General features: G+C 55.1%; 24 protein-coding genes. 13 read left to right on the top strand and 11 right to left on the bottom strand.

Annotation, left to right across the window (positions count from 1 at the left end):
• Positions 1-288 precede the first annotated feature (288 nt).
• Positions 289-1,035 carry a F0F1 ATP synthase subunit A gene (locus tag ACZ5FM_RS07480; RefSeq protein ID WP_464040205.1) on the top strand — a complete coding sequence of 249 codons (747 nt, stop codon included), beginning with the start codon at positions 289-291 and terminating at the stop codon, positions 1,033-1,035.
• Between the two features lie 45 nt (positions 1,036-1,080).
• On the opposite strand, the gene ACZ5FM_RS07475 is transcribed toward ACZ5FM_RS07480, so the two are convergent.
• Entirely contained in the window at positions 1,081-1,659 is a 579-nt protein-coding gene (locus ACZ5FM_RS07475) for a GNAT family N-acetyltransferase (protein ID WP_464040204.1), read from the bottom strand.
• 412 nt (positions 1,660-2,071) lie between these two features.
• On the opposite strand from ACZ5FM_RS07475, the gene ACZ5FM_RS07470 reads away from it, so the two are divergent.
• The 4 genes from ACZ5FM_RS07470 to ACZ5FM_RS07455 all read left to right on the top strand — a co-directional run bounded on the left by ACZ5FM_RS07470 (position 2,072) and on the right by ACZ5FM_RS07455 (position 5,654).
• Entirely contained in the window at positions 2,072-2,437 is a 366-nt protein-coding gene (locus ACZ5FM_RS07470) for a hypothetical protein (RefSeq protein ID WP_464040203.1), read from the top strand.
• Between the two features lie 342 nt (positions 2,438-2,779).
• On the top strand, positions 2,780-3,349 hold the full coding sequence (locus ACZ5FM_RS07465) for a terminase small subunit (RefSeq protein ID WP_464040202.1): 570 nt from the start codon (positions 2,780-2,782) through the stop codon (positions 3,347-3,349).
• A 320-nt stretch (positions 3,350-3,669) separates the two neighbouring features.
• Positions 3,670-5,079 (top strand): terminase, encoded by a 1,410-nt coding sequence (locus ACZ5FM_RS07460; protein ID WP_464040201.1) that lies wholly within the window; start codon positions 3,670-3,672, stop codon positions 5,077-5,079.
• Positions 5,080-5,276: 197 nt separating this feature from the next.
• A complete protein-coding gene (locus tag ACZ5FM_RS07455; RefSeq protein WP_464040200.1) occupies positions 5,277-5,654 on the top strand; it encodes a hypothetical protein in 378 nt (125 codons plus the stop codon).
• A 191-nt stretch (positions 5,655-5,845) separates the two neighbouring features.
• On the opposite strand, the gene ACZ5FM_RS07450 is transcribed toward ACZ5FM_RS07455, so the two are convergent.
• From ACZ5FM_RS07450 to ACZ5FM_RS07435, 4 genes are all read right to left on the bottom strand, one after another.
• Positions 5,846-6,634 carry a GIY-YIG nuclease family protein gene (locus ACZ5FM_RS07450; protein ID WP_259146357.1) on the bottom strand — a complete coding sequence of 263 codons (789 nt, stop codon included), beginning with the start codon at positions 6,632-6,634 and terminating at the stop codon, positions 5,846-5,848.
• 248 nt (positions 6,635-6,882) lie between these two features.
• Positions 6,883-7,425, bottom strand: a complete 543-nt coding sequence (locus tag ACZ5FM_RS07445) for an isochorismatase family protein (RefSeq protein WP_464040199.1) — start codon at positions 7,423-7,425, stop codon at positions 6,883-6,885.
• Positions 7,426-8,237: 812 nt separating this feature from the next.
• Entirely contained in the window at positions 8,238-9,131 is an 894-nt protein-coding gene (locus tag ACZ5FM_RS07440; protein ID WP_259146360.1) for a GGDEF domain-containing protein, read from the bottom strand.
• A 219-nt stretch (positions 9,132-9,350) separates the two neighbouring features.
• A complete protein-coding gene (locus ACZ5FM_RS07435; RefSeq protein WP_464040198.1) occupies positions 9,351-9,917 on the bottom strand; it encodes a TetR/AcrR family transcriptional regulator in 567 nt (188 codons plus the stop codon).
• A gap of 75 nt (positions 9,918-9,992) precedes the next feature.
• Here ACZ5FM_RS07435 and ACZ5FM_RS07430 point away from each other — a divergent pair, with 75 nt between their 5' ends.
• The 4 genes from ACZ5FM_RS07430 to ACZ5FM_RS07415 all read left to right on the top strand — a co-directional run bounded on the left by ACZ5FM_RS07430 (position 9,993) and on the right by ACZ5FM_RS07415 (position 12,797).
• A complete protein-coding gene (locus ACZ5FM_RS07430; protein WP_464040197.1) occupies positions 9,993-11,195 on the top strand; it encodes an MFS transporter in 1,203 nt (400 codons plus the stop codon).
• Positions 11,196-11,204: 9 nt separating this feature from the next.
• Positions 11,205-11,792, top strand: coding sequence for a sugar O-acetyltransferase (locus ACZ5FM_RS07425; RefSeq protein WP_464040196.1), 588 nt, complete (start codon positions 11,205-11,207; stop codon positions 11,790-11,792).
• 41 nt (positions 11,793-11,833) lie between these two features.
• On the top strand, positions 11,834-12,109 hold the full coding sequence (locus tag ACZ5FM_RS07420; protein ID WP_464040195.1) for a hypothetical protein: 276 nt from the start codon (positions 11,834-11,836) through the stop codon (positions 12,107-12,109).
• A gap of 286 nt (positions 12,110-12,395) precedes the next feature.
• Positions 12,396-12,797, top strand: coding sequence for a hypothetical protein (locus tag ACZ5FM_RS07415; RefSeq protein ID WP_275641183.1), 402 nt, complete (start codon positions 12,396-12,398; stop codon positions 12,795-12,797).
• A gap of 41 nt (positions 12,798-12,838) precedes the next feature.
• Here the strand turns inward: ACZ5FM_RS07415 and ACZ5FM_RS07410 are convergent, their stop codons facing one another.
• A complete protein-coding gene (locus tag ACZ5FM_RS07410) occupies positions 12,839-13,180 on the bottom strand; it encodes a hypothetical protein (RefSeq protein ID WP_312944371.1) in 342 nt (113 codons plus the stop codon).
• A gap of 559 nt (positions 13,181-13,739) precedes the next feature.
• On the opposite strand from ACZ5FM_RS07410, the gene ACZ5FM_RS07405 reads away from it, so the two are divergent.
• Entirely contained in the window at positions 13,740-14,120 is a 381-nt protein-coding gene (locus tag ACZ5FM_RS07405; protein ID WP_250982443.1) for a PAS domain-containing protein, read from the top strand.
• 77 nt (positions 14,121-14,197) lie between these two features.
• Here the strand turns inward: ACZ5FM_RS07405 and ACZ5FM_RS07400 are convergent, their stop codons facing one another.
• The 4 genes from ACZ5FM_RS07400 to ACZ5FM_RS07385 form a co-directional block, all read right to left on the bottom strand.
• A complete protein-coding gene (locus tag ACZ5FM_RS07400; RefSeq protein WP_464040194.1) occupies positions 14,198-14,389 on the bottom strand; it encodes a hypothetical protein in 192 nt (63 codons plus the stop codon).
• 497 nt (positions 14,390-14,886) lie between these two features.
• On the bottom strand, positions 14,887-15,264 hold the full coding sequence (locus ACZ5FM_RS07395; protein ID WP_464040193.1) for a hypothetical protein: 378 nt from the start codon (positions 15,262-15,264) through the stop codon (positions 14,887-14,889).
• Positions 15,265-15,445: 181 nt separating this feature from the next.
• Positions 15,446-16,111 (bottom strand): outer membrane protein, encoded by a 666-nt coding sequence (locus tag ACZ5FM_RS07390; RefSeq protein ID WP_250982448.1) that lies wholly within the window; start codon positions 16,109-16,111, stop codon positions 15,446-15,448.
• Positions 16,112-16,386: 275 nt separating this feature from the next.
• Positions 16,387-16,776: a hypothetical protein gene (locus tag ACZ5FM_RS07385; RefSeq protein WP_464040192.1), complete on the bottom strand. Its 390-nt coding sequence runs from the start codon at positions 16,774-16,776 to the stop codon at positions 16,387-16,389.
• Between the two features lie 237 nt (positions 16,777-17,013).
• On the opposite strand from ACZ5FM_RS07385, the gene ACZ5FM_RS07380 reads away from it, so the two are divergent.
• Entirely contained in the window at positions 17,014-17,205 is a 192-nt protein-coding gene (locus ACZ5FM_RS07380) for a hypothetical protein (RefSeq protein ID WP_464040191.1), read from the top strand.
• A gap of 78 nt (positions 17,206-17,283) precedes the next feature.
• A complete protein-coding gene (locus tag ACZ5FM_RS07375; RefSeq protein WP_464040190.1) occupies positions 17,284-17,661 on the top strand; it encodes a hypothetical protein in 378 nt (125 codons plus the stop codon).
• Positions 17,662-17,866: 205 nt separating this feature from the next.
• Here ACZ5FM_RS07375 and ACZ5FM_RS07370 read toward each other — a convergent pair whose 3' ends face one another.
• Complete coding sequence (locus ACZ5FM_RS07370; protein WP_259146379.1) at positions 17,867-18,250, bottom strand: VOC family protein; 384 nt, start codon at positions 18,248-18,250, stop codon at positions 17,867-17,869.
• Between the two features lie 304 nt (positions 18,251-18,554).
• Here ACZ5FM_RS07370 and ACZ5FM_RS07365 point away from each other — a divergent pair, with 304 nt between their 5' ends.
• Entirely contained in the window at positions 18,555-18,947 is a 393-nt protein-coding gene (locus ACZ5FM_RS07365) for a glyoxalase superfamily protein (RefSeq protein ID WP_464040189.1), read from the top strand.
• Positions 18,948-19,054 lie beyond the last annotated feature (107 nt).

Below are 19,054 nucleotides of genomic sequence, written 5' to 3'. Positions count from 1 at the left end.
TATAATCGCTGCCTGACGTAAGCGCAGGTTACGTAAGGGCATCAGGGGGCAAATGGCCGTTGCAATCTGCCCCTTCTGCGGTTAAGACACCAGCGCGCGGGACGACCCGTGCCACTGAAACGTTCCGGGGACGGCCCCTTTTTCCAACATGGAAACAGGCCGCCCGCATGAGCATTTTCACCCCTTTTATCCAAATCATTGGTCCGCAGTGTGTGCGCGCCCGGCAGTGCTGTAGCGCTGGCGAATTGCGTGTTCACGCTGCCATGGCCGCAGCACAGAGGAAGCCCCGTGGCCGGACCTGTTGAACAATTTGAAATCAAAAAAATCGTCGAAATCAGCCTTGGTGGCGTAGACCTCAGCTTCACCAATGCCTCAGCCTCGATGTTTCTGACGGTTGCCCTTGCCACCGGTTTTCTGCTGCTGGCCACCGGCCGCAGGTTGCTGGTGCCCAGCCGCTGGCAATCCGGCGCGGAAATGCTGTTCGAGTTCGTGTCACGCACCTTAAAGGACAATGTTGGCAAACATGGAATGCACTTTTTTCCCTTTGTTTTCACGCTGTTCATGTTCATTTTGACCGCCAATCTGCTCGGCATGTTTCCCTATGCCTTTACGGTGACGGCGCAGATCATCGTCACCTTTGGGCTGGCCGCTATGGTGTTTCTGACCGTGACGCTTTACGGCTTTTACAAACACGGATTTGGCTTTTTGAAACTGTTCAAGCCGGAGGGCGTGCCAGCGGTGCTGGCGCCCATCATCATTCCCATCGAGCTGATTTCTTATCTGTCACGGCCGGTCAGCCACTCGGTGCGTCTGTTTGCGGTGATGTTGGCTGGCCACATTACGCTGAAGGTGTTTGCAGGTTTTGTGGTGTCGCTGGGCAGTTTTGGGGCGCTGGGTGTGGTTGGCGCCATCATGCCGCTGATGATGACGGTGGCGATTACCGCGCTGGAGTTTTTGATGGCGGTTATTCAGGCCTATGTGTTCACCATGCTGACCTGCATGTATCTGAACGACGCGCTACACCCCGGCCACTGAGGCGGGGTTTGCTGATGCCCGGCGCGTGGAAACGACGCCGGGTTTTCAGGCTGGCAGAAGCGGTTTGTCAAAATCGACCGATGTGTCGGTGCGACCATTGGCGGGGTAAGAAAACCGGCCAAATTCCCGGTAATTGCAGCGCTGCCAGAAGCGCAAAGTCGCGTCCGCCAGCGCATCTGCATGCAGATAAGAGGTGGCGTAATCCAGCTGGGCGGCGCGCTGTTCCAGCAGGGCCACGATGCGGGTGCCAAGCCCCTGCCCGCGCAGCTGCGTCCGCAGATAGACCCGCACCAGCTGGCAGACCTCGGCGTGGTTCTGGTAGCGGTCGCCCAGCCGATTGGCCGTGCCGGGTTTGAGTGAAAATGCGTGCAGGCCACCGGTGGCAATCAGCCGGTTTTGCCCATCATACACTACGCAGAACGCGCCACGATTTGCGCCGCTGTACCAGTTTTCTTCCGCTGGTTTTACGAGGGAATCCAGATCGGCGTGCCATACGGGGTTGTAATCAATCCAGTAGGTGTCGCGGATCATCTCAAGGCAAAACTCTCGCGCCGCTTTGTAAACTGCGCGGTCTTCGCTGCCATCAAGGGTTTTTAGTGTCAGGCGGGAAAGATCGGTTGGCATGGCAGGCTCCGGCGGTTTGCCCTGCTTTAATGCTTGGTGTGAGGTGGGGCAAGGATTTGTGGTGGGGTGGCGAGCGCTGGTGGTGAAGCACATAACCCCTCACCTGAAAAATCTATGACTTAGCGTCGCTAAGACCATGATTTTTCTTCCTCTCCCACAGGGGTAGAGGTAGGGGGCGCAAGCGTCACCCCGACCACCCTCATTCCCGCGCTTGTTGCGGGAATCCAGGCCCAGCCCAAGTCTTTGGGCTGGAAAGAGTCTATCCGTCACGCAGACGCGTGACGACTGGATTCCTGTGACAGGCACAGGAATGAGGGTCGGTTGGCGCAATGTTGGCATCAGACAATAAACGGTGTAGTTGCGGAGCCACCGCATGCGCGTGCAGGATGAATTAAAGGGACCGGAGATATAGATGGAAAGACTGGTAGGTGAAGGTTGGTCTTTTGGCGTGTTTCGGGATGGTGATCAGCTCCAGATCGCCCTGCCCGTAGACAGCAGTTTTATATCAATAAGCTTCGAATTTTCCTGTTCTGACGAAGATTACCGAGTGCTTGCAGAGGATGATTTCCGGCGACATGTGCTTGATTTTATTCTTCATGAATGGCTGCAACCAACGATGTTACGCGACGGCCCCAAGCGTGATGAAGCCAAAATGCTTGCCGTTATAAAGACTGTGCTGCACGGCAGCCTCGAAGACGTGGAAACCGAAATCGACAGCTGCCCTCAGCCTTCACGCGCTCGCTACAGGTTAGAGACAATGCGCGGTGATATTGCCTGACATTTTTGTGACCGCATGACTTGATGTTTGTGAGACCGTCAGCGTCAATCAATGAGCGCCAAGCAAGCCCAACCCCTCACCTGAAAAATCTATCACTTAGCAAGCTAAGGTGATGATTTTTCTTCCTCTCCCACAAGGGTAGAGGTAAGGGCGCGAGTGGCGCGACGCCCACCCATCTCTCCCCATGTGGGAGAGAAAGCGATTTCAACATCTTGGGGCAACGTACCCAAGTGTTAGAAATCGCAAGTGAGGGGTTTTGCAACCAGCACAACACAGGACCACCATTCACGTCCGCAACCATGGCCGCGTTAAAGCTGCTGCCTAAAAGAGGCGTGCGACCCGATGGAAAATGTGACGGCTGATCAGGCCGGTTTTGCCGAACATGATGGTGATGACCGCGAGACACTGTCGGCATCGATATTCTCCGATGATGATGGCCCCGACATTTTCGGTGCGGATGCTTTCGGCGCTGACGCGTTGCGGGCTGAGCCAGACATGGCAACACAGGACCCAGACAAGGCCACATCTGAAAGCACAACCGCCACTTCCCAGCCAGCCGTTGATGCCGACTGGGTGCTGGCGCGGCTGGCCGAACAGGCTGAGGCCGACATTGCCGACCTCTATGATGACAATGGCGATCTTTTGCCCGTCAAGGACTGGCCGGCGGTGTGGCGCACCGGGCTGGTGTCCGACGTGGAAATTACCGCGGTTTATGAAGGCCGTGGCGATGAGCGCAAGCTGGTTGGCCATGTGAAAAAACTGAAGCTGGTGGACCGCACCCGCCGTCTGGAAATGATTGGCAAACATGTGCGGGTCAATGCGTTTCAGGACGTGGTGAAACATCGTGGCCTGAAATCACTGGCCGACCGGCTGGAGCGGGCCCGCAAGCGTGATGCCGAGGCGAAACCATGACCGGTTTGTGCGCCATCATATCCCGTTTTTTGCCGCGTAAAAGAAACGCTTTTTTACCGCTTATCACCAGTTGGAGATAAATTGCGCACCGCTGTAAAAACCATTTTAAAACAGTATTTTATCAGCATAAAACTTGCCGAAACCATGCGGCTATTGGCTGGCATTTTCCGTGCATTTCCCGCCCATATCCCCAGCAGGAGACACTTATCATGACGGATGATATGGACCCCAGTATTGACCCCGATGATGAGATCATCACGCTGGCTGCCGCCTGCCAGTTCAACCCCAAACGCTGGAGCCGTTTGGCCTGGGACTGAGGCGTGGGAGAGTTGCAGGGTTATGACGGGCCGCGTGGCTGGCAGGATGATATCAACGAGGTTATTTCCCGTCATTTGCAGGATCCGCAAAGCCGTTATCAGCCGCTGCAAATAGCGGTGGCGTCGGGCCACGGCATTGGCAAATCTGCCGCCATGGGCATGTTGTCCAACTGGGCAATGTCGTGTTTTGAAGACTGCAAGATTGTGACGACAGCCAATACCGAGGGGCAGCTGCGCACCAAGACCGCACCGGAAATTGGCAAGTGGTTTCGCATGTCGATTACCGCCCACTGGTTTGATGTGCAGGCCATGGCGATTAAAAGCCGCGACCCGGAGCGTGGCGAAAGCTGGCGGCAGGATTTCATTTCCTGGAGCGAAAACAACACGGAAGCCTTTGCCGGCCTGCATAACAAGGGCAAGATCATTTTGCTGCTGTTTGATGAGGCCTCAAAAATTCACGACAAGGTGTGGGAGGTGGCCGAAGGCGCGCTGACCGACGAAAACACCATCATCATCTGGGTGGTATTTGGCAACCCGACGCGCAACAGCGGCCGGTTTCGCGAATGTTTTCGCCGGTTTCGGCATCGATGGATTGGACGGCAGATTGACAGCCGCACGGTGCCCGGCACCAACAAGCAGTTTTTGCAGCGCATGGTCGATGACCACGGCGAAGACAGCGATTATGTGAAGGTGCGCGTGCGTGGGCAGTTTCCCTCGCAATCTGCCATGCAGTTCATTTCGGCCGATGATCTGGACCAGGCACGCGCTACGCATCTGCGGCCGGCGCAATATGCCTTTGCGCCCGTGATCATTGGTGTCGACCCTTCCTGGACCGGTGAAGACCCGACCGTCATCATGCTGCGGCAAGGGCTTTATTCCAAACGGCTGGCCACCATTCCGCGCAATGACAATGATGTGGAGGTGGCCATGCTGGTGGCGCGGTTTGAGGATGAATATCAGGCCGATGCGGTGTTTGTGGATGCCGGTTATGGCACCGGCATTGTCAGTGCTGGCACCACCATGGGCCGCACATGGCAACTGGTGTGGTTCGGCTCCACCAAGACAATCGACCCCGGTTATTACAACATCCGCGCCTATATCTGGGGGCAGATGAAACGCTGGATCAAGGCTGGCGGGGCAATCGATCCGCACAATGAAACGCTTTACCAGGACCTTGTCGGCCCGGAAACCGTGGCGCGCATGGATGGCAAGATCCAGCTGGAAAGCAAGCAGGACATGAAGGCGCGCGGCATTCCATCGCCCAATGAGGGTGACGCGCTGGCGCTGACCTTTACCCAGCCGGTGGTCAAGAAAACACGCGGCCCCAAACCGGTAATGCTGCCGGATGGCACTGTTGTCTATGACAAAGGCGTTGCCCGCGCGCAGATGGACTACGATCCGTTGAGTGGGTGAAAGTGTGTGATTTCGAATGGGAGCGAATGGCTTTTTGGCCGTCCGACGCATCAAGCGTTGTGTGTATACCTGACTCTTCTCAGTGTTCAACTGTGGGTGACGTGTAGTATCGAGTTACCGCTTGCAGGTTTCATTCATGTGTCGCATTCTGTTCGCTTGAGACTTAAAGGTAATTCTGCGGTGAAAGGCGCTTACTAATGTTTTTCCAGAGTAACGAAAGCCGAAAGACCATCATCGCCCAGCTTGAAAAACAGGGCGTTTCTCAAGTGAAAACCCTTATTGCTGCTGGCAAGTGGCCCGATAACTTCATGCCAGCTACTTTGGACTGGTTGAAATCCAAAGAGGACGAAGCCACATCCTTTCAGAGTACGTCCCATTCGGAAATGGCATCCACAGCTTCACGCGCGGCGACCGCGGCAGAACGTGCAGCAACAGCAGCGGAGGCGCAAGCAGTTGCAGCGGTCGAACAAGCCCAAATTGCGCATAAAGCACTTATAACTGCGAGAATTGCTGCTGCTATTGGCGCAATAGCTCTCATTTCGTCAATCATCCCATATCTCCTGCGAACGCTATAAGGCAAGCTAGAGTGGTCCAACAGTCGGCACGTCATGACTGTAAGTGTCACAGGATCCAGTCGAAGCGCGTTTGCTAGGCGGTTAGTTTTTTCAGCCCAAAGACTTGGCTGGACTGTCTTCCTGTGACAGGCACAGGAATGAGGAGCGGTTGGGATTAATGTTGGAGCCAGACAATGAAATCTGTGCCGCTTTTACTCAGCCGCATCTGGCACCGGTGGCAACGTTCTGTTTTGCCACTGATCATATGTTTCCCCGGTCCCCCGGACACGCCATGCCGTACGGCCGTTAGCAGCCCGTCCATATATGACTGCTGCAGCAGCGCTCGGGCTGGCGAAAGTCACATCTTCTTTGAATACCCAGCGCCCCGCTTCATCGGTACCGATTTTACCTTGATGCTCAATGGCTGCCCGCAAGTTTCTATAGTGATGACTTTCAGTACCTTCCCATGCGGAGCGACATGATGAGCCTTGCTGAACCGTAAACTCCCCATCAATTTCTTGCGCGGAGGCGGTCAAACCGATGCGTTCGCTGGTAAGCTCGAACACTGGAGACAATGGAGGTTGAATTGCTGTTGTGGCTGGCTTGGGCAGGTCCCGTTTGATGGTGGGTACTTCGCGCAGGAAAGCGAAATCGAGCAACGGCAGAATAATGCGCAGTTGCGCAACAAAGTACTCCATATCTGCCCGGTCGGCCTCCGGAAGGTTTGATGGCTCGGGCGCAGTATCATTGGTGATACTGACCATACCGGACGCCTTGGCCACCGAGATCAACCGGCTTTCCAGATATTTTATGTGGCCACTGGTCAGATTGTGGTCCTTACTGGTGACCAGACAGGTCTTTTCCCAGAACGACTTTCTTTCATCCTTGTTGTGCTGCGTCAGACGTCTGCCAACATTCTCACTTTGACCGATGTAGACGACGTTTTGACCGTCATTGTCAGGATCGACACCCAACAGGAAATACACGCCAGCCTTACCCATCTCGTCCCGTGCCAGCAGTGAGGCTAGTTTAGAGCGCGGCGCAGTAATAACGTGTCCAGTCCAGTTTATGATCTCCGCCGTGAGAATACCCTGAGGATTGCCTTCAACGAGGTGTATGCGGACGGATTTGCCAAAATTCTCGGACATTTAACGCTCTGCCATGGTCGAAACGATTATTGGCAGCAGACTTAACCCACTGATTGTAAAATTATCGTAACAAAACCATAAATTTAGCGTCGAGTTTCCCCTCACCCAGCCAGCAAGGTTTCCGCATCCACGAAACGGGCGAAGTCGGCTTCCAGATGGGCCATGGTTACGTCGAAAATGGTTTGGGCGGAGAGGTTCGCCGATGGCAGGTCGAAGCCCAGCACAGCGTCGCGCACCACGGTCATGTTAAAGCCAAGGTCTGATCCCGCCCGCACGGTGGAGTTGACGCAAAAACCGGCGACTGCGCCTGTTACCACCAGATCTTCGATGCCATTGCTGCGCAAGTGCTCGGCGAGATCAGTGGAGGCAAAACCGGAAGAGGTGTTTTTGACGAAGATAGGCTCGTCGCCCACCTCTTTCCCGCACGGCATGGGCTGGTAACCCGGGGCATCTGGGTGAAATGGCGAGGCCGGATTGCTCTCGGCGTGGCGGATGTGCAGGACCGGCAGGTTCTTGCCGCGAAATGCGGTCGCCAGCGCGGCAATCTTTTTCGCCGCTTCACCGTTTACATGGTCCCGCCCGGCATCGATACGCTGCTGCATGTCCATCTGCATATCGATAATGATGAGCGCCGTTTTTGCCATGTCTCTGCACTTGCCGCATAAGTGATGTTGGCGCGTAGCTTTGAGAAAAACCGGATAGATTCTCAAGTGTTTTTGTTGTGTGAGTGATGGTGCATGGCAAAACCCCTCACCTTAAAAATTGATCACTTAGCAAGCGAAGATGATTATTTTTCTTCCTCTCCCACAGGGGTAGAGGTAAGGGCGCGAGTGGCGCTGCCTCACCTCATCAAACACGTTTGCAATGTGTCCCAATGGGTACCACGACCTCCCTCTTCTCTGTGCTTGTCACAGAGATCCAATCATCCCCAGCCTTGGGGATGGAAGAGTCTTTTCGTCACGCAGACGCGTGACGGCTGGATTCCTGTAACGAGTACAGGAATGAAGGGTGGTTGGGGTGGCCCTCAGTGGCAAACAATGAGCAGTGCGCAAAAACCCCTCACCTGAAAAATCTATCACTTAGCAAGCTAAGATGATGATTTTTCTTCCTCTCCCACAAGGGTAGAAGTAAGGCGCGAGTTGCGCTGCCTCACCTCATCAAACACGTTTACTATGTGTCCCAATGGGTGCCACGACCTCCCTCTTCTCTGTGCCTGTCACAGAGATCCAGTCGTCGCGCGTCTGCGCGGCGGAAAGAGTCTATTCAGCCCAAGGACTTGGGCTGGCCTGGATTCCTGTGACAGGCACAGGAATGAGGAGCGTTTGGAGGTGACGTCGACGTCAAACAATGAGAGGTGTGAGCCAAACGCCCGCCCAAAAAACAATCGCTTACAGCGCAGACACCCGATTGTGGCTGGCGCGTTTGGAAAGGCAGCCCACACCCAAGCAAACCGTGCCTACAACGCTGACACCCGGTTGCGGCCGGCGCGTTTGGAAAGGTACAGCCCCTCATCCGCCCGTTTGAGGATTTCGCTGGACAGCCGGTCCGGCAGGCCGAATTCGCTGACACCGCCACTGATGGTGGATTCGTAGCGCAGGTTCTGGCGGAAGGTAATCGGCACGTTCTTGCGCAGCTGTTCGGCAATTTCCAGTGCGTCCGGCTTGCGGGTGCCGGGCATGACGACGACGAATTCGTCGCCGCCGAAACGGGCAATCATGTCGCTTTGGCGCAGGTTCTGGCGACACAGGCGGGCAATTTCCACCAGCGCCGCATCTCCGGCATGGTGGCCCATTTCGTCATTGAGGCGTTTGAAATTATCAAGGTCGAACACCAGCACCGAGGTCTGGTCGCGCTCCCTCTCGAAAATGGCCAGACGGTCGTCCAGCGTTTCAATGAGCTTGCGGCGGTTATAAAGGCCTGTCAGTGCATCGGTTTCGCTGAGCAGGCGCAGCTTGCACTGCACCTCGTTTTTTTCGGTAATGTTGCTGGCAACCCAGACAACGGCGTCTTCACCATCAACCGGAAAACCCAGGGCCTGAACGCGGCCTTCAAAACTGATGGCGTAATCAGGGCCATCGCCGCTGCCCTTCACGTCGCTGCCGCACAGTTGATATTCGACAATATGCAACACGCGACTGCGCAGTGCCTTTGCCACTTCGTCTGCAAACCACTGGGCCTTTTCCTGTTTCAGCACATCAAACATGCTCATGCCGACAAGACCACTGCCATCATGGTAATGGCGCACGTCCTTGCCGCCGAACACTGCGGCGTAACGACCACTGCGCGTCAGAATAAACGCCGGGTCTGGCAATGAAGACAGGATGGAAGCCAACTGCTGCTGCGTAAACAAAGAATTTCGTTCCCACGTTACCTGACGACACGGCCGCCACCGAAACACCCGTATGTGCTAATCTGCACACGGCGTGTATTGGACTGCGAACCAGCCTTCCGATTGATCGAAATTAACACAACACTATTTCGTTTTTCTAAATAACCGTTTACGACCCAACAAAATAACCTTGAAACAACCTGTTTTCGGCGCGCTGGCAGCCAAATATTCTCGCGCTGGTTAGGTCGACAGACGCTCGACAATCAGCCGTATATGCTGCTGATCCAACATCTTAGGGTTCATGGCGTTGTGAATAGTGATTCCCTCAATCATCGCGTCAAGCGCATTGGCTTGCTGCACGGTGAAATGCAGCTGTAGCGCCCGGCGGCTGGCGGCCATCCAGTCCAGCATGACGGTTTTCAAAAGTGGGCGGCGCGAGGCATAGGCATAAAGCTCGAAGCTGAGAATAAGGTCCATGGTGCGCACCGGCCCGTCGTCACACAGATACTCTACCAGCGCGGTCCGCGCCGCGGCCTGGTCTGGCGCAGCCACCATGATCTGCATGAGATGGTCCGACACCTGAACGGACAGCTGGCGAAACGCTGCGGCAATAATGTCGTCCAGTCCGGAGAAATAATAGGTGAGTGAACCCAGCGGCAAACCCGCCGTTTCGGCAATGCGCCGGTGGGTGGTATCGGCCACGCCAACACGGCCGATTGTTTCCAGCGCCGCTGTTATGATTTTTTCCCGCCTTTCCGGGTCATTGGCAGGCCGGCGGCTTTTGGCTGGGGCTTTTTCTCGGGTCATGTCCAATCTCGAAATCTTGACTTTGTGTACGCACGTACATATACGCATGGTCTCGTTCACGGACCAAGAGCTATCATGCCATCGCTTAACCAAAGACGTTTCGCACTTTTTGTTTTTTTCTTCATTCCCGGCGTTGCCATGGCTTCGTGGGTCACGCGCACCCCTGCCATTCGCGACCGGATTGATGTTTCGATTGCTGAAATGGGTCTGGTTCTGCTTGGTCTGTCTATCGGGTCGATGAGCGGCATTTTGATGTCTGCTTTTGCCGTTGGCCGGTTTGGTACCCGCGCCGTCATGCTGGCCGGCACATGGCTGGTGGCCAGCAGTGTGGCCTTCATGGCGCTTGGCACCATAGCCGCACAGCCGCTGATCGTTTCCGTCGGGCTGGCCTGTTTCGGGCTGGGCATGGGCCTGGCCGAAATTGCCGTCAATATTGATGGCGCGATGGTGGAGCGGGAATCCGGCCGGGCGGTGATGCATACGCTGCATGGCTGTTTCAGCCTTGGCACGGTGCTGGGCGCACTGGCGGGTCTGGGCGCCAATGCGCTGGCCGTGCCTGTCGAGGTTCATCTGGCGACCATTGCCATTTTCATCGTGCCAGCCATTGTCTATTTCATACGCCATATTCCCGCAGGCACCGCCAAGACCGACAAAAACCAGACGGTGGAGACGACAGGCGCGCCAAAGGACGACTACTGGCGTGACCCGCGCCTGCTGGCCATTGCGCTGATCGTGCTGGCGGTGGCGATGGCGGAAGGTGCGGCCAATGACTGGTTGCCAATCCTGATGGTGGATGAGCACGGTTTTTCCAAAACGGCAGGTTCCCTGGTGTTTCTGGTGTTTGCATCGGCCATGACCTTTGGCCGGTTTGCCGGCGGTTATTTTCTGCACCGGTTTGGCCGCTCTGCGGTTATCCGCACCAGTGCGGTGTTTGGTGCGCTGGGTTTGGCCTGCGTGATTTTTGCCGACCATCCGATCCTGGCCGGTGCTTCCGTGCTGCTGTGGGGCCTTGGCGCATCGCTTGGTTTTCCGGTGGCCATTTCTGCGGCCGGTGACTCCGGCGCCAATTCCGCAGAACGGGTGAAAATCGTCACCATTGGCGGTTATGTCGCATTTCTGGTTGGCCCGCCGCTGCTGGGACTGCTGGGCGAAAACTTTGGCCTGCGCAATGCCATGCTGGTGGTGCTGGCGCTGTTGCTGTGCGCCATTTTGGCGGCACCTGCGGTGCGCCCGCGCAAGCTGGCCACGACAGATGAAGCCGTATCTCATTCTGCATAGGAACAGCCGATGACCGAAATGCAAAAAGCACTGGCCGGTTTGCTGTATGATGCCAACAATGATGCCGGGCTGATTGAACAGCGCCACGCCGCCAAGGATGCACTGTTTGAATTTAACAATACGCCGCCGCGCCAGCTGGAAAAACGCCGTGAGATCCTGCGCAAGCTGCTGGGCAAAACCGCAGGGGCATTTCACATCGAAGCGCCGTTCAACTGCGATTACGGTTACAACATCGAGATTGGCGAAAACTTCTACGCCAATGTCAATCTGTGCATTCTCGACTGCGCCAAGGTGACCATTGGCAACAACGTGTTTGTGGCGCCCAATGTGCATATTTGCTGCGCTGGCCACCCGCTGGATATTGAGCGCCGCAACAAGGGACTGGAATATGCCTACCCAGTGACGATCGAGGACGATGTTTGGATTGGCGCTGGCGCACAAATTCTGCCTGGCGTGACCATTGGTCGTGGCAGCGTGATTGCCGCTGGCGCCATCGTTATCCGCGATGTGCCGCCCATGTCACTGGTTGGCGGCAACCCGGCCCGCATTATCAGAACCATCACCGAGGCCGATGTCGCCAAATACCGCGAAGCGTGATGTGAGCGAAACCACACCGATAAAACAGTCCGGAACCACCATTGGAACTGACGGCAAGTGCGCTGATGTTTTCCCGCTACCGGCTGTTCGGCGCGCTGGCCGGAGAGGCGCTTATGGTAGCAGCTGCGACGACTGTGCTGATCAATGGCTGTTTTCTGCCTGATGTGCTGGCCGCAGCGCCACTTTACCGCAGTATACCTTGGCTTAACTTGAGAAAAGCTGCTGTATCCATCCTGAAAATGACAGCAACGCGGTCGATATTCAGAACAACCACAAGTAATAAAACTATACTGAAAATATTTTCAACTATTTGCTGATGTTGAGGTCAAAAAAAACCTCGACCAGATGAATGGCCGAGGTTTCAAGCCTGCTGAAATGCATTCCCTCAAAACATCTCACAATATATAAAACAACTTTACCAGATACTTTATGACTAAGACAATAGCTATTTCGTGTTATAATTAACGCGAATTCTAAACAAAATGGAACTTTCATACAATACATCGTTATTACCCCTTCGCGTTAACCCAAATTTGAAAGCCAGTTTGACGAGGTGATTGCAAATCTCTAGGGACATACACTCGGTATAGTAGTGAGTGGTGTATGTGTGACTTTGCTGAGCGTTTAACAGCAGCATTTAATCAGGGAAAGACTATTCCCCGTGAGTATGAACCTGCAGAAGCGGCCAGCAAGCGCGCCAACTGCCATGAGGCCGCAGCAGATTATGTGCGCCGGAACGGTGGCACGGTTATCCATGGATGGGTGCCGAAGGGCGCGGGTTATTACACCAAACATTGCATTGTAGAGCACAATGACCGGATGATTGAGGTGGCACGGCCAGAGCAAGCCGCCTTTCCCTTTGTGCGCCACGATCTTTTCCCCGACGACTGGAATGAGCAAGGCATTTTCGTGACGGACTTTACAGCCTGGTCCAAGGGCGCGCATGAGCAACCGAGGGCCGAGAAACCCCGCAAGTTCGGTCTGTTACGTATGCTGATCGGGTAACCGCGCCCATCTTCCCCGTGTGACGTATTCCACCTCACGCCTTATTGCGTCCACGGTTTGCATTGCCCCTGCAGGTTTTCGCAGGCCAGCACATTGTTGATGGTTCTGGCACCGGTTTCGCCCGGACGCAGATGGATGGCCTGGCGCGACGGATGCCGCCTGCCCTGACTATCAACCCCGGTCATTTCCAGCTGGCACTGCGCGGCAACGCTGCAATTGTTTTCAGCGCGAATACCGCAGGACGGATTACCAAAGCTGTCACGTTCCTGCACCTTTGAAAAAGCAACACATTGGCCAACCTGCGCGGTGCCCTGTGAGGAACCTTGTCCCGCATTGGCTTTGGCAGCGACCTGTCTTTTATGTTCAGCCAGAACAACATCCATGCATGGATTTATCAATGCAGAGCCAGTCTCACTCAACCTCAGGCAATAAGCCTTGTCATGATTTCTTGGCCGCCCAACAGCGCACTCACTGTAAAACCTGTCATTCTCAGCCTTATACCTCTGGCATGCCGGCTGTGCCTGCGCATACGGGTGAGTGAGAAGCGTATTCTTGAGCTGATCGAAGCTAATGTTCTCCGAGGCAAAAATCTGCGCGACTGATATGTTGGGCGTGGTGACAACAGTTAAAAACGCGATTGCGCACAGGCGGGCCAGCAGGCTGAACATCATCTCTCCATCATTTCCAGGAAACTCAAGCGGTCACCAAGCCAGTCTTTACGAGACATGGGCCTGATGTAATCACCCAGATTGGGTAACGGGGGCGGTTTAATTTCGCCAGATGGGCAAAGCCGTACGGCAAACGCCCTGCGCCTGGTTTTGTTTGGCGCGGAGGTAAAGCTGTTTAAAACCCCACCTTGAATTACATTATTCCACACTCATAAAGCGAAGAACAATGTAAGAGTTAAATTCCTGATTCCATGACAAATATTCCGGGGGTTGTGTGGGAGAGAGTGAAGGCGTCGAAGGTGGGGTCGGTTACTTCATGTGGAGTATCACCGAAAACAGGCTCATCATGGATGAGGTAACATCTGGGTATCATGGGTTTTCAGCCGAAGTGGGTGCGCAGGGCGTAACAATCGAGGATATTCTCGAACGCATCGACATTGAAATGCGAGACCGGGTGGCCAGTGCCATCATCGACAGCATCACCGAAAAGGCGCTGTTTGACCAGCGTTACAAGGTCATCCGCCCCGACGGAACGACCCGCATCATCGCCGCCCGCGCACGGCCGATCTTCGATGCCGACGACGCGCCGTTTCTGGGCCTGGGCGCCGTACATGAGGTCACCTTCAAGCGGCCAAGGTTGTTGGGCGGGACCTAAAAGCGCAGACACAACACCACAGCATTGACGGCGAGAACAGCAAACGGCTGGTTGGTCAACTGCAACGCTGTGGCCGGTCATTGCCATAACAGACCCCTCGCCTCGAAAACATCGGTCAACTGGCCGAGAATATCAGCCTCACTGCGATGACCGAAACGCGCGTGCAAGGTCACAGCCACGGCCCGTATATCCACAAAGTGCAGCCGGTTTGCATCCGCCTTGTCGGCGTGCTTGTGGATGGCGTCCATCAACCGTTGGTCATAACACATCCTGTTTTTCCCACGACTTTCCATTCCAAAGAGGCATGCGCCAAGGACAAAAGCCTATGCCACCATCGGTCATCGAGATGATCTGGCGACGCCGGGTTGTCCGCCATTAGTGGCCACCGAAAAGCGTTTGTGGGTGCCTTTCGCCAGAGCGAAATCGTGGCAGGACAATCAAGCGGCGAGACAGGATCTCGAGCAGCCACGCACGCTTTTGCGCTGCGGCCGCTGTTTTATTGTCTATGTCGAGAATGGAAGTGCACGAGGCTTTCACGTTGCGCGCTCCTGTTCAGCAGGCAAGAGCACGTAACAACCCTCAGTCGTCAGCGCCTACATTTTCGGTTGCTGACGATGTGGCAGGGTAAGCGCCACCAACGGGTATGTCCACTCACTGATTTCTTTATTTTCAGCAGCAGCTGCGCGGCCCACACAATGAGGCAATGAAATGCAGAGCGCATGGATGCGGCTGGCCTTGCGAAACACCAACGTTCACACTTTGCACGCTACTCGACGGTTAGCGTGTATGCGCAGTCATCTTTGGCGTTCAGAGCAGACCGGGTCGGGTAGAACGCCAGCTTGACTGGTTCGCCCGCAATTCCGGCAATCGGCACAGTGATGGGAAATCTTGCAAACTTCCGGTAGCTGACCAGACGGGTGTTTTGCAGTTCAACGGCGCAGGTTCCGTTTTCTGCTTCAAGCTTGATTTTGAGCGCTCTCGAGGTTGTCGGCGTAATGATGAATGTGCTTGACTGCCCGTTGCTGGTTTCGCCCGAAACCGTCTCCACACCGCCTTCAGAAATGCTGATTTCCCTATTGGCTTCGCGCGCCATGGCGGGCGAAAATTGCAAATAGACGATCGCCAGAATGAGGCTTTTGCGCATAGAACTCTCCAAAAAAGCCACCTGCACATAGATGATGTGCAATATCCAGCCAATTTGGTTCACGTTTGCTTTAGCGCGTACGACCGCAACATCGCTCTCTTATCGTCAAAACCTCTATCATTCGCACAAACAAAAAAAGCCCGGGACGTGCCCGGGCATTTTGTTATTCCGTGTGGCGTTATCAGAACTTGACACCAAGGCCGATGCGGATGGCGTGCTGGTCAAGGTCGGAATTGATGACCGGGCCACCGACGCCGGTGAAATCGAAGTTCTTGTCGCCAAAGTTGGTATAGCGATATTCAATGCGGCCGAAGACCATGTCGGTGAAGGCGTAATCCATGCCCGCGCCGACGGTGAAGCCATTGAAGGTCTCTTTCTGACCGACGCCAGCGACTGGTACGTCAAGGAAGCCACGGCCGACGGCCCAGCCAGCTGTACCGTAGAGCAGCGCACGGTCAAAGGCGTAACCGACACGACCACGAACAGAGCCCTGCCAGTCAAGGCCGTAATTGAAGGCAGTGATGCCACCAATGGCCAAGGAGTCATCGCCCCAGTTCTTTTCGAGATCACCTTCGATACCGATGACCCAGTTATTGTCCAGCTGATGGTTGTAACCGACAAAACCGCCGAGGATACCGCCGTCAAAATCAGCAGAAAAACCGCCGCCGAAATCGACGTCGTTGTTGTTCCAGGCGTAACCGCCCTGCACACCGGCGGTGAAGCCGGTCCAGTTGAATAGAGGTGTCTCTACGGCCACCGGTGCTGCAGGTACTTCGTAAACAGCGTCTGCAGCCATGGCGGAGGACGCTGCCAGAATGAATGCTGCGCTCAGTGCTAGTTTCTTCATGATACTAAACCCTCTCCAAAATTTCATGAGGGTCATATTACACCGATCCGAAATATAAGATGTAACTAAATTACCACACTGCCACGCATTGCTTCAATACGAGGCATCTGCGGAAATTACGCTTAAAAAAGTGTCACCAAATACGCTGCGTACCGGATGCGATGCCAATGGCTCTCGGTCGCGGGTCGGTTTGGACCGAGAAATTGCCAAGACCACCACCCCGGTTTGTATGCCGGGGTGGCGGGTGTCGGTAATGGGTTGAAGGTCGCGGGCGGTTAGTGCTTGCGCAGCAACGCGCTGTTTTGGGCCGGTTTGCCGTTATTGCCAATGCCGGCGGCGCTGATCTTGGCCTTGCCTTCGCCCTGCATCGTCATGGTGCCTTTCCAGCCATTGTTGTCATCGAGCTTGACGGTGTTTCCAGATACGGAACCGGTGACCTTGGGACGTGGGAAACCGTTATTGGTCCAGAATGTGACCTTGCCGTTGGAGATCTTCACGGTGGTTTTTCTGCCGCCGCCGCTGCTGGTGCCGCTCCATGTGCCATCCCAGGCGTTGGCCTTGGCGGTTTTGGCCTGTGTTGCCTTGGCTTGCGCAAAGGCCGGCGTGGTGGACATCAGTGCAAGCGATGCCACTGACAGAACAAGTGTGGTGATGAGTGTACGCATAGGAAGCCCCCTTTTCATGCGAGGCCAACGCTAACAGATGGTGGGCGCGGCCAAATCCCCCTTATGGGTGAGCCGGCGCTGGTTGGCGGCCAGAAAATAGAAAATTTCGGTGTGTTTGGAGGCCCACACCACTGCGTGGGAGCTAACCAGGGCGTTTTATTTACCGAAAACACCGGGAACAATAAGCCGCCTCGACAGGTTCACGGCACAGATGACCAGCAACAGGCAGGAAATGTTATGAATACCGACCTTATGGCGATGTCCGCCCCGATCAAATTTGACGACGTGGATTATCTGACTGATCTGATGCTGCAATGGAGCCAGAAGCACGGGCGATCAATGGATGACCTTATGGGCAAACGCCACACGATCCTGTCTCGGTTCCGGGCTGGAGAGCGGCGGGCGGAGCGGCTTTTCTCTGACATGTGACGATGAGAGGTGCTTAAGCGCGAATTTACTGGCTATTGGCGGTGATATCTGCGCAGTGTGGATTTTCTGGAGAACTCCATGCGTCGAATCATCCTGTTTGCGGCCCTTTCCCTGCATGCTCTGACTGCCGACGCGCGAGAGGCTGCAACGGAAATTGTGGTTAGCGGCGGCGCAGCCCAAATCTTCAAAAGCACCGTCACTGGCAGTGATGCCAAATCCTTTCTCATCACGTCGGATGCCGCCAGAGCCGTGACGCTGAAATTTGCTGCCAGTAACAGTATTTGCGGCGTTGAAGTACAGACCACCGGCCAGCACGACTACGCCAAATATGGGCAGTTTCCGATAACAGTGCCGTTAGCCACCATGATCAACAATTCCTATAAGGTATCGTTTTTCCTGACGCGATCCGCCTGGATCGGCAAACAGCAATGCGAGTTTACCCTGTCTGTTCAGTGAGCGTCCCCGCTCTTTACGCCCTGCCCTTTGCGATTAAGCGCGATGGCAAGACAGGCGAGCCATGCCAAGGCCTGATTTGAAAAGCGGCACCCGTAAGCAGGATTTGCAGTCTTAAAAAAGTGCCGGCGGCAGCCGGGACTGCCGCCAGCATTCGCCAAGGAAATTGCAACGTTTCCGGAGGTGGCGAAGGTAAAAGTTGCGGCCCTTATTCGGTGATTTCCACCGGCGTGCCATCCGGCGTGATGATCACGGCCTCGTAAAATCCATCGCCGGTCAAACGCGGACCGGACATCAGGCAGCCATCTTCCACGCAGCGGCGGGCCAGTGCATCAACGGCGGTGCGGTTGCCAAGCGAAATGGCAATGTGGTCCCAGCCAAGATGATCATGGTCCAGACGGCCACGCAGCCAGGGGCCAGTCATCAGCTCAATCTGGTCGCCACTGTCAGGCAGTTTCAGAAAACGCGACACAAACCCTTCGCGGCGCTTGCTGTGATAGGCATCACCCACCTCTGCGCCAAAATAGCGTTGCCAGAAGGCAGCGGCGGCATCGAGGTCACGGGTCCAGAGTGCGGTATGGGCAATACGCATGATGAGACTTCAGCCTTTCAAAGCAAGGAACTGCACCCGCATTGCTGCGGGATGACACGATGAATCGTTCACAAACGTGAAATAACATGCGAAATTATGCACATCAATGCACGATGTTTTACCAATCGTGCAAGAATGTGAAGGTGTCTTTGTGTGGTGACAGATGAAACTAGGCCGCGAAAAGGATGCCGCGCCTCAGCAAAACCTCACTGTTTCAAGCGATCTTGTTTCCAGCGAAGGTCATCTCGCATTCATTATCGGATAGCTTATGATGGCCGCAAGCGAATGACACGGGGAGATTGTCATGCCTGAAAACTTGTTCAAACCCGCTGTGCCGATCCTGTTTGTGCGTGATGTCTCGGCAAGCAGCCGCTTCTACCGCGACAGGTTGGGTTTTGTGGTGGATTTTCTCTATGGCACACCACCATTTTACGGTTCGGTTTCACGCGGTCAGGCCTGCCTGCACCTGCGCCATGTTGGTGCACCAAACTTTGCGGAGCTGGCGGCAACAGAACCATCCCTGATCCTGGCGACGATTGAAGTAACCGATGTGCATGGCCTGTATGAAGAGTTTCAGGCTCAAGCCGTCGACGTGGCGCAAATGCCGACCCGGCAGGAATGGGGCGGCACGGATCTGCATGTCAGAGACCCCGATGGCAACGTCATTTGCTTTGTCACCTATACGCAACAACAGTGATCGAGCCCCCCTGCTGATCGGCAGCACGACACGCCAGTCATAAAAATTTGATGTGACCAGCAAGCCCAAACGCCCTATCCGGCTAACGAGCCAATTTGAGAATCCAT

The organism is Agrobacterium sp. 5Ca50 (assembly GCF_055381905.1).
The sequence above is the reverse complement of the archived record's forward strand: the minus strand, read 5'-3'. Positions and strand labels throughout refer to the sequence as shown.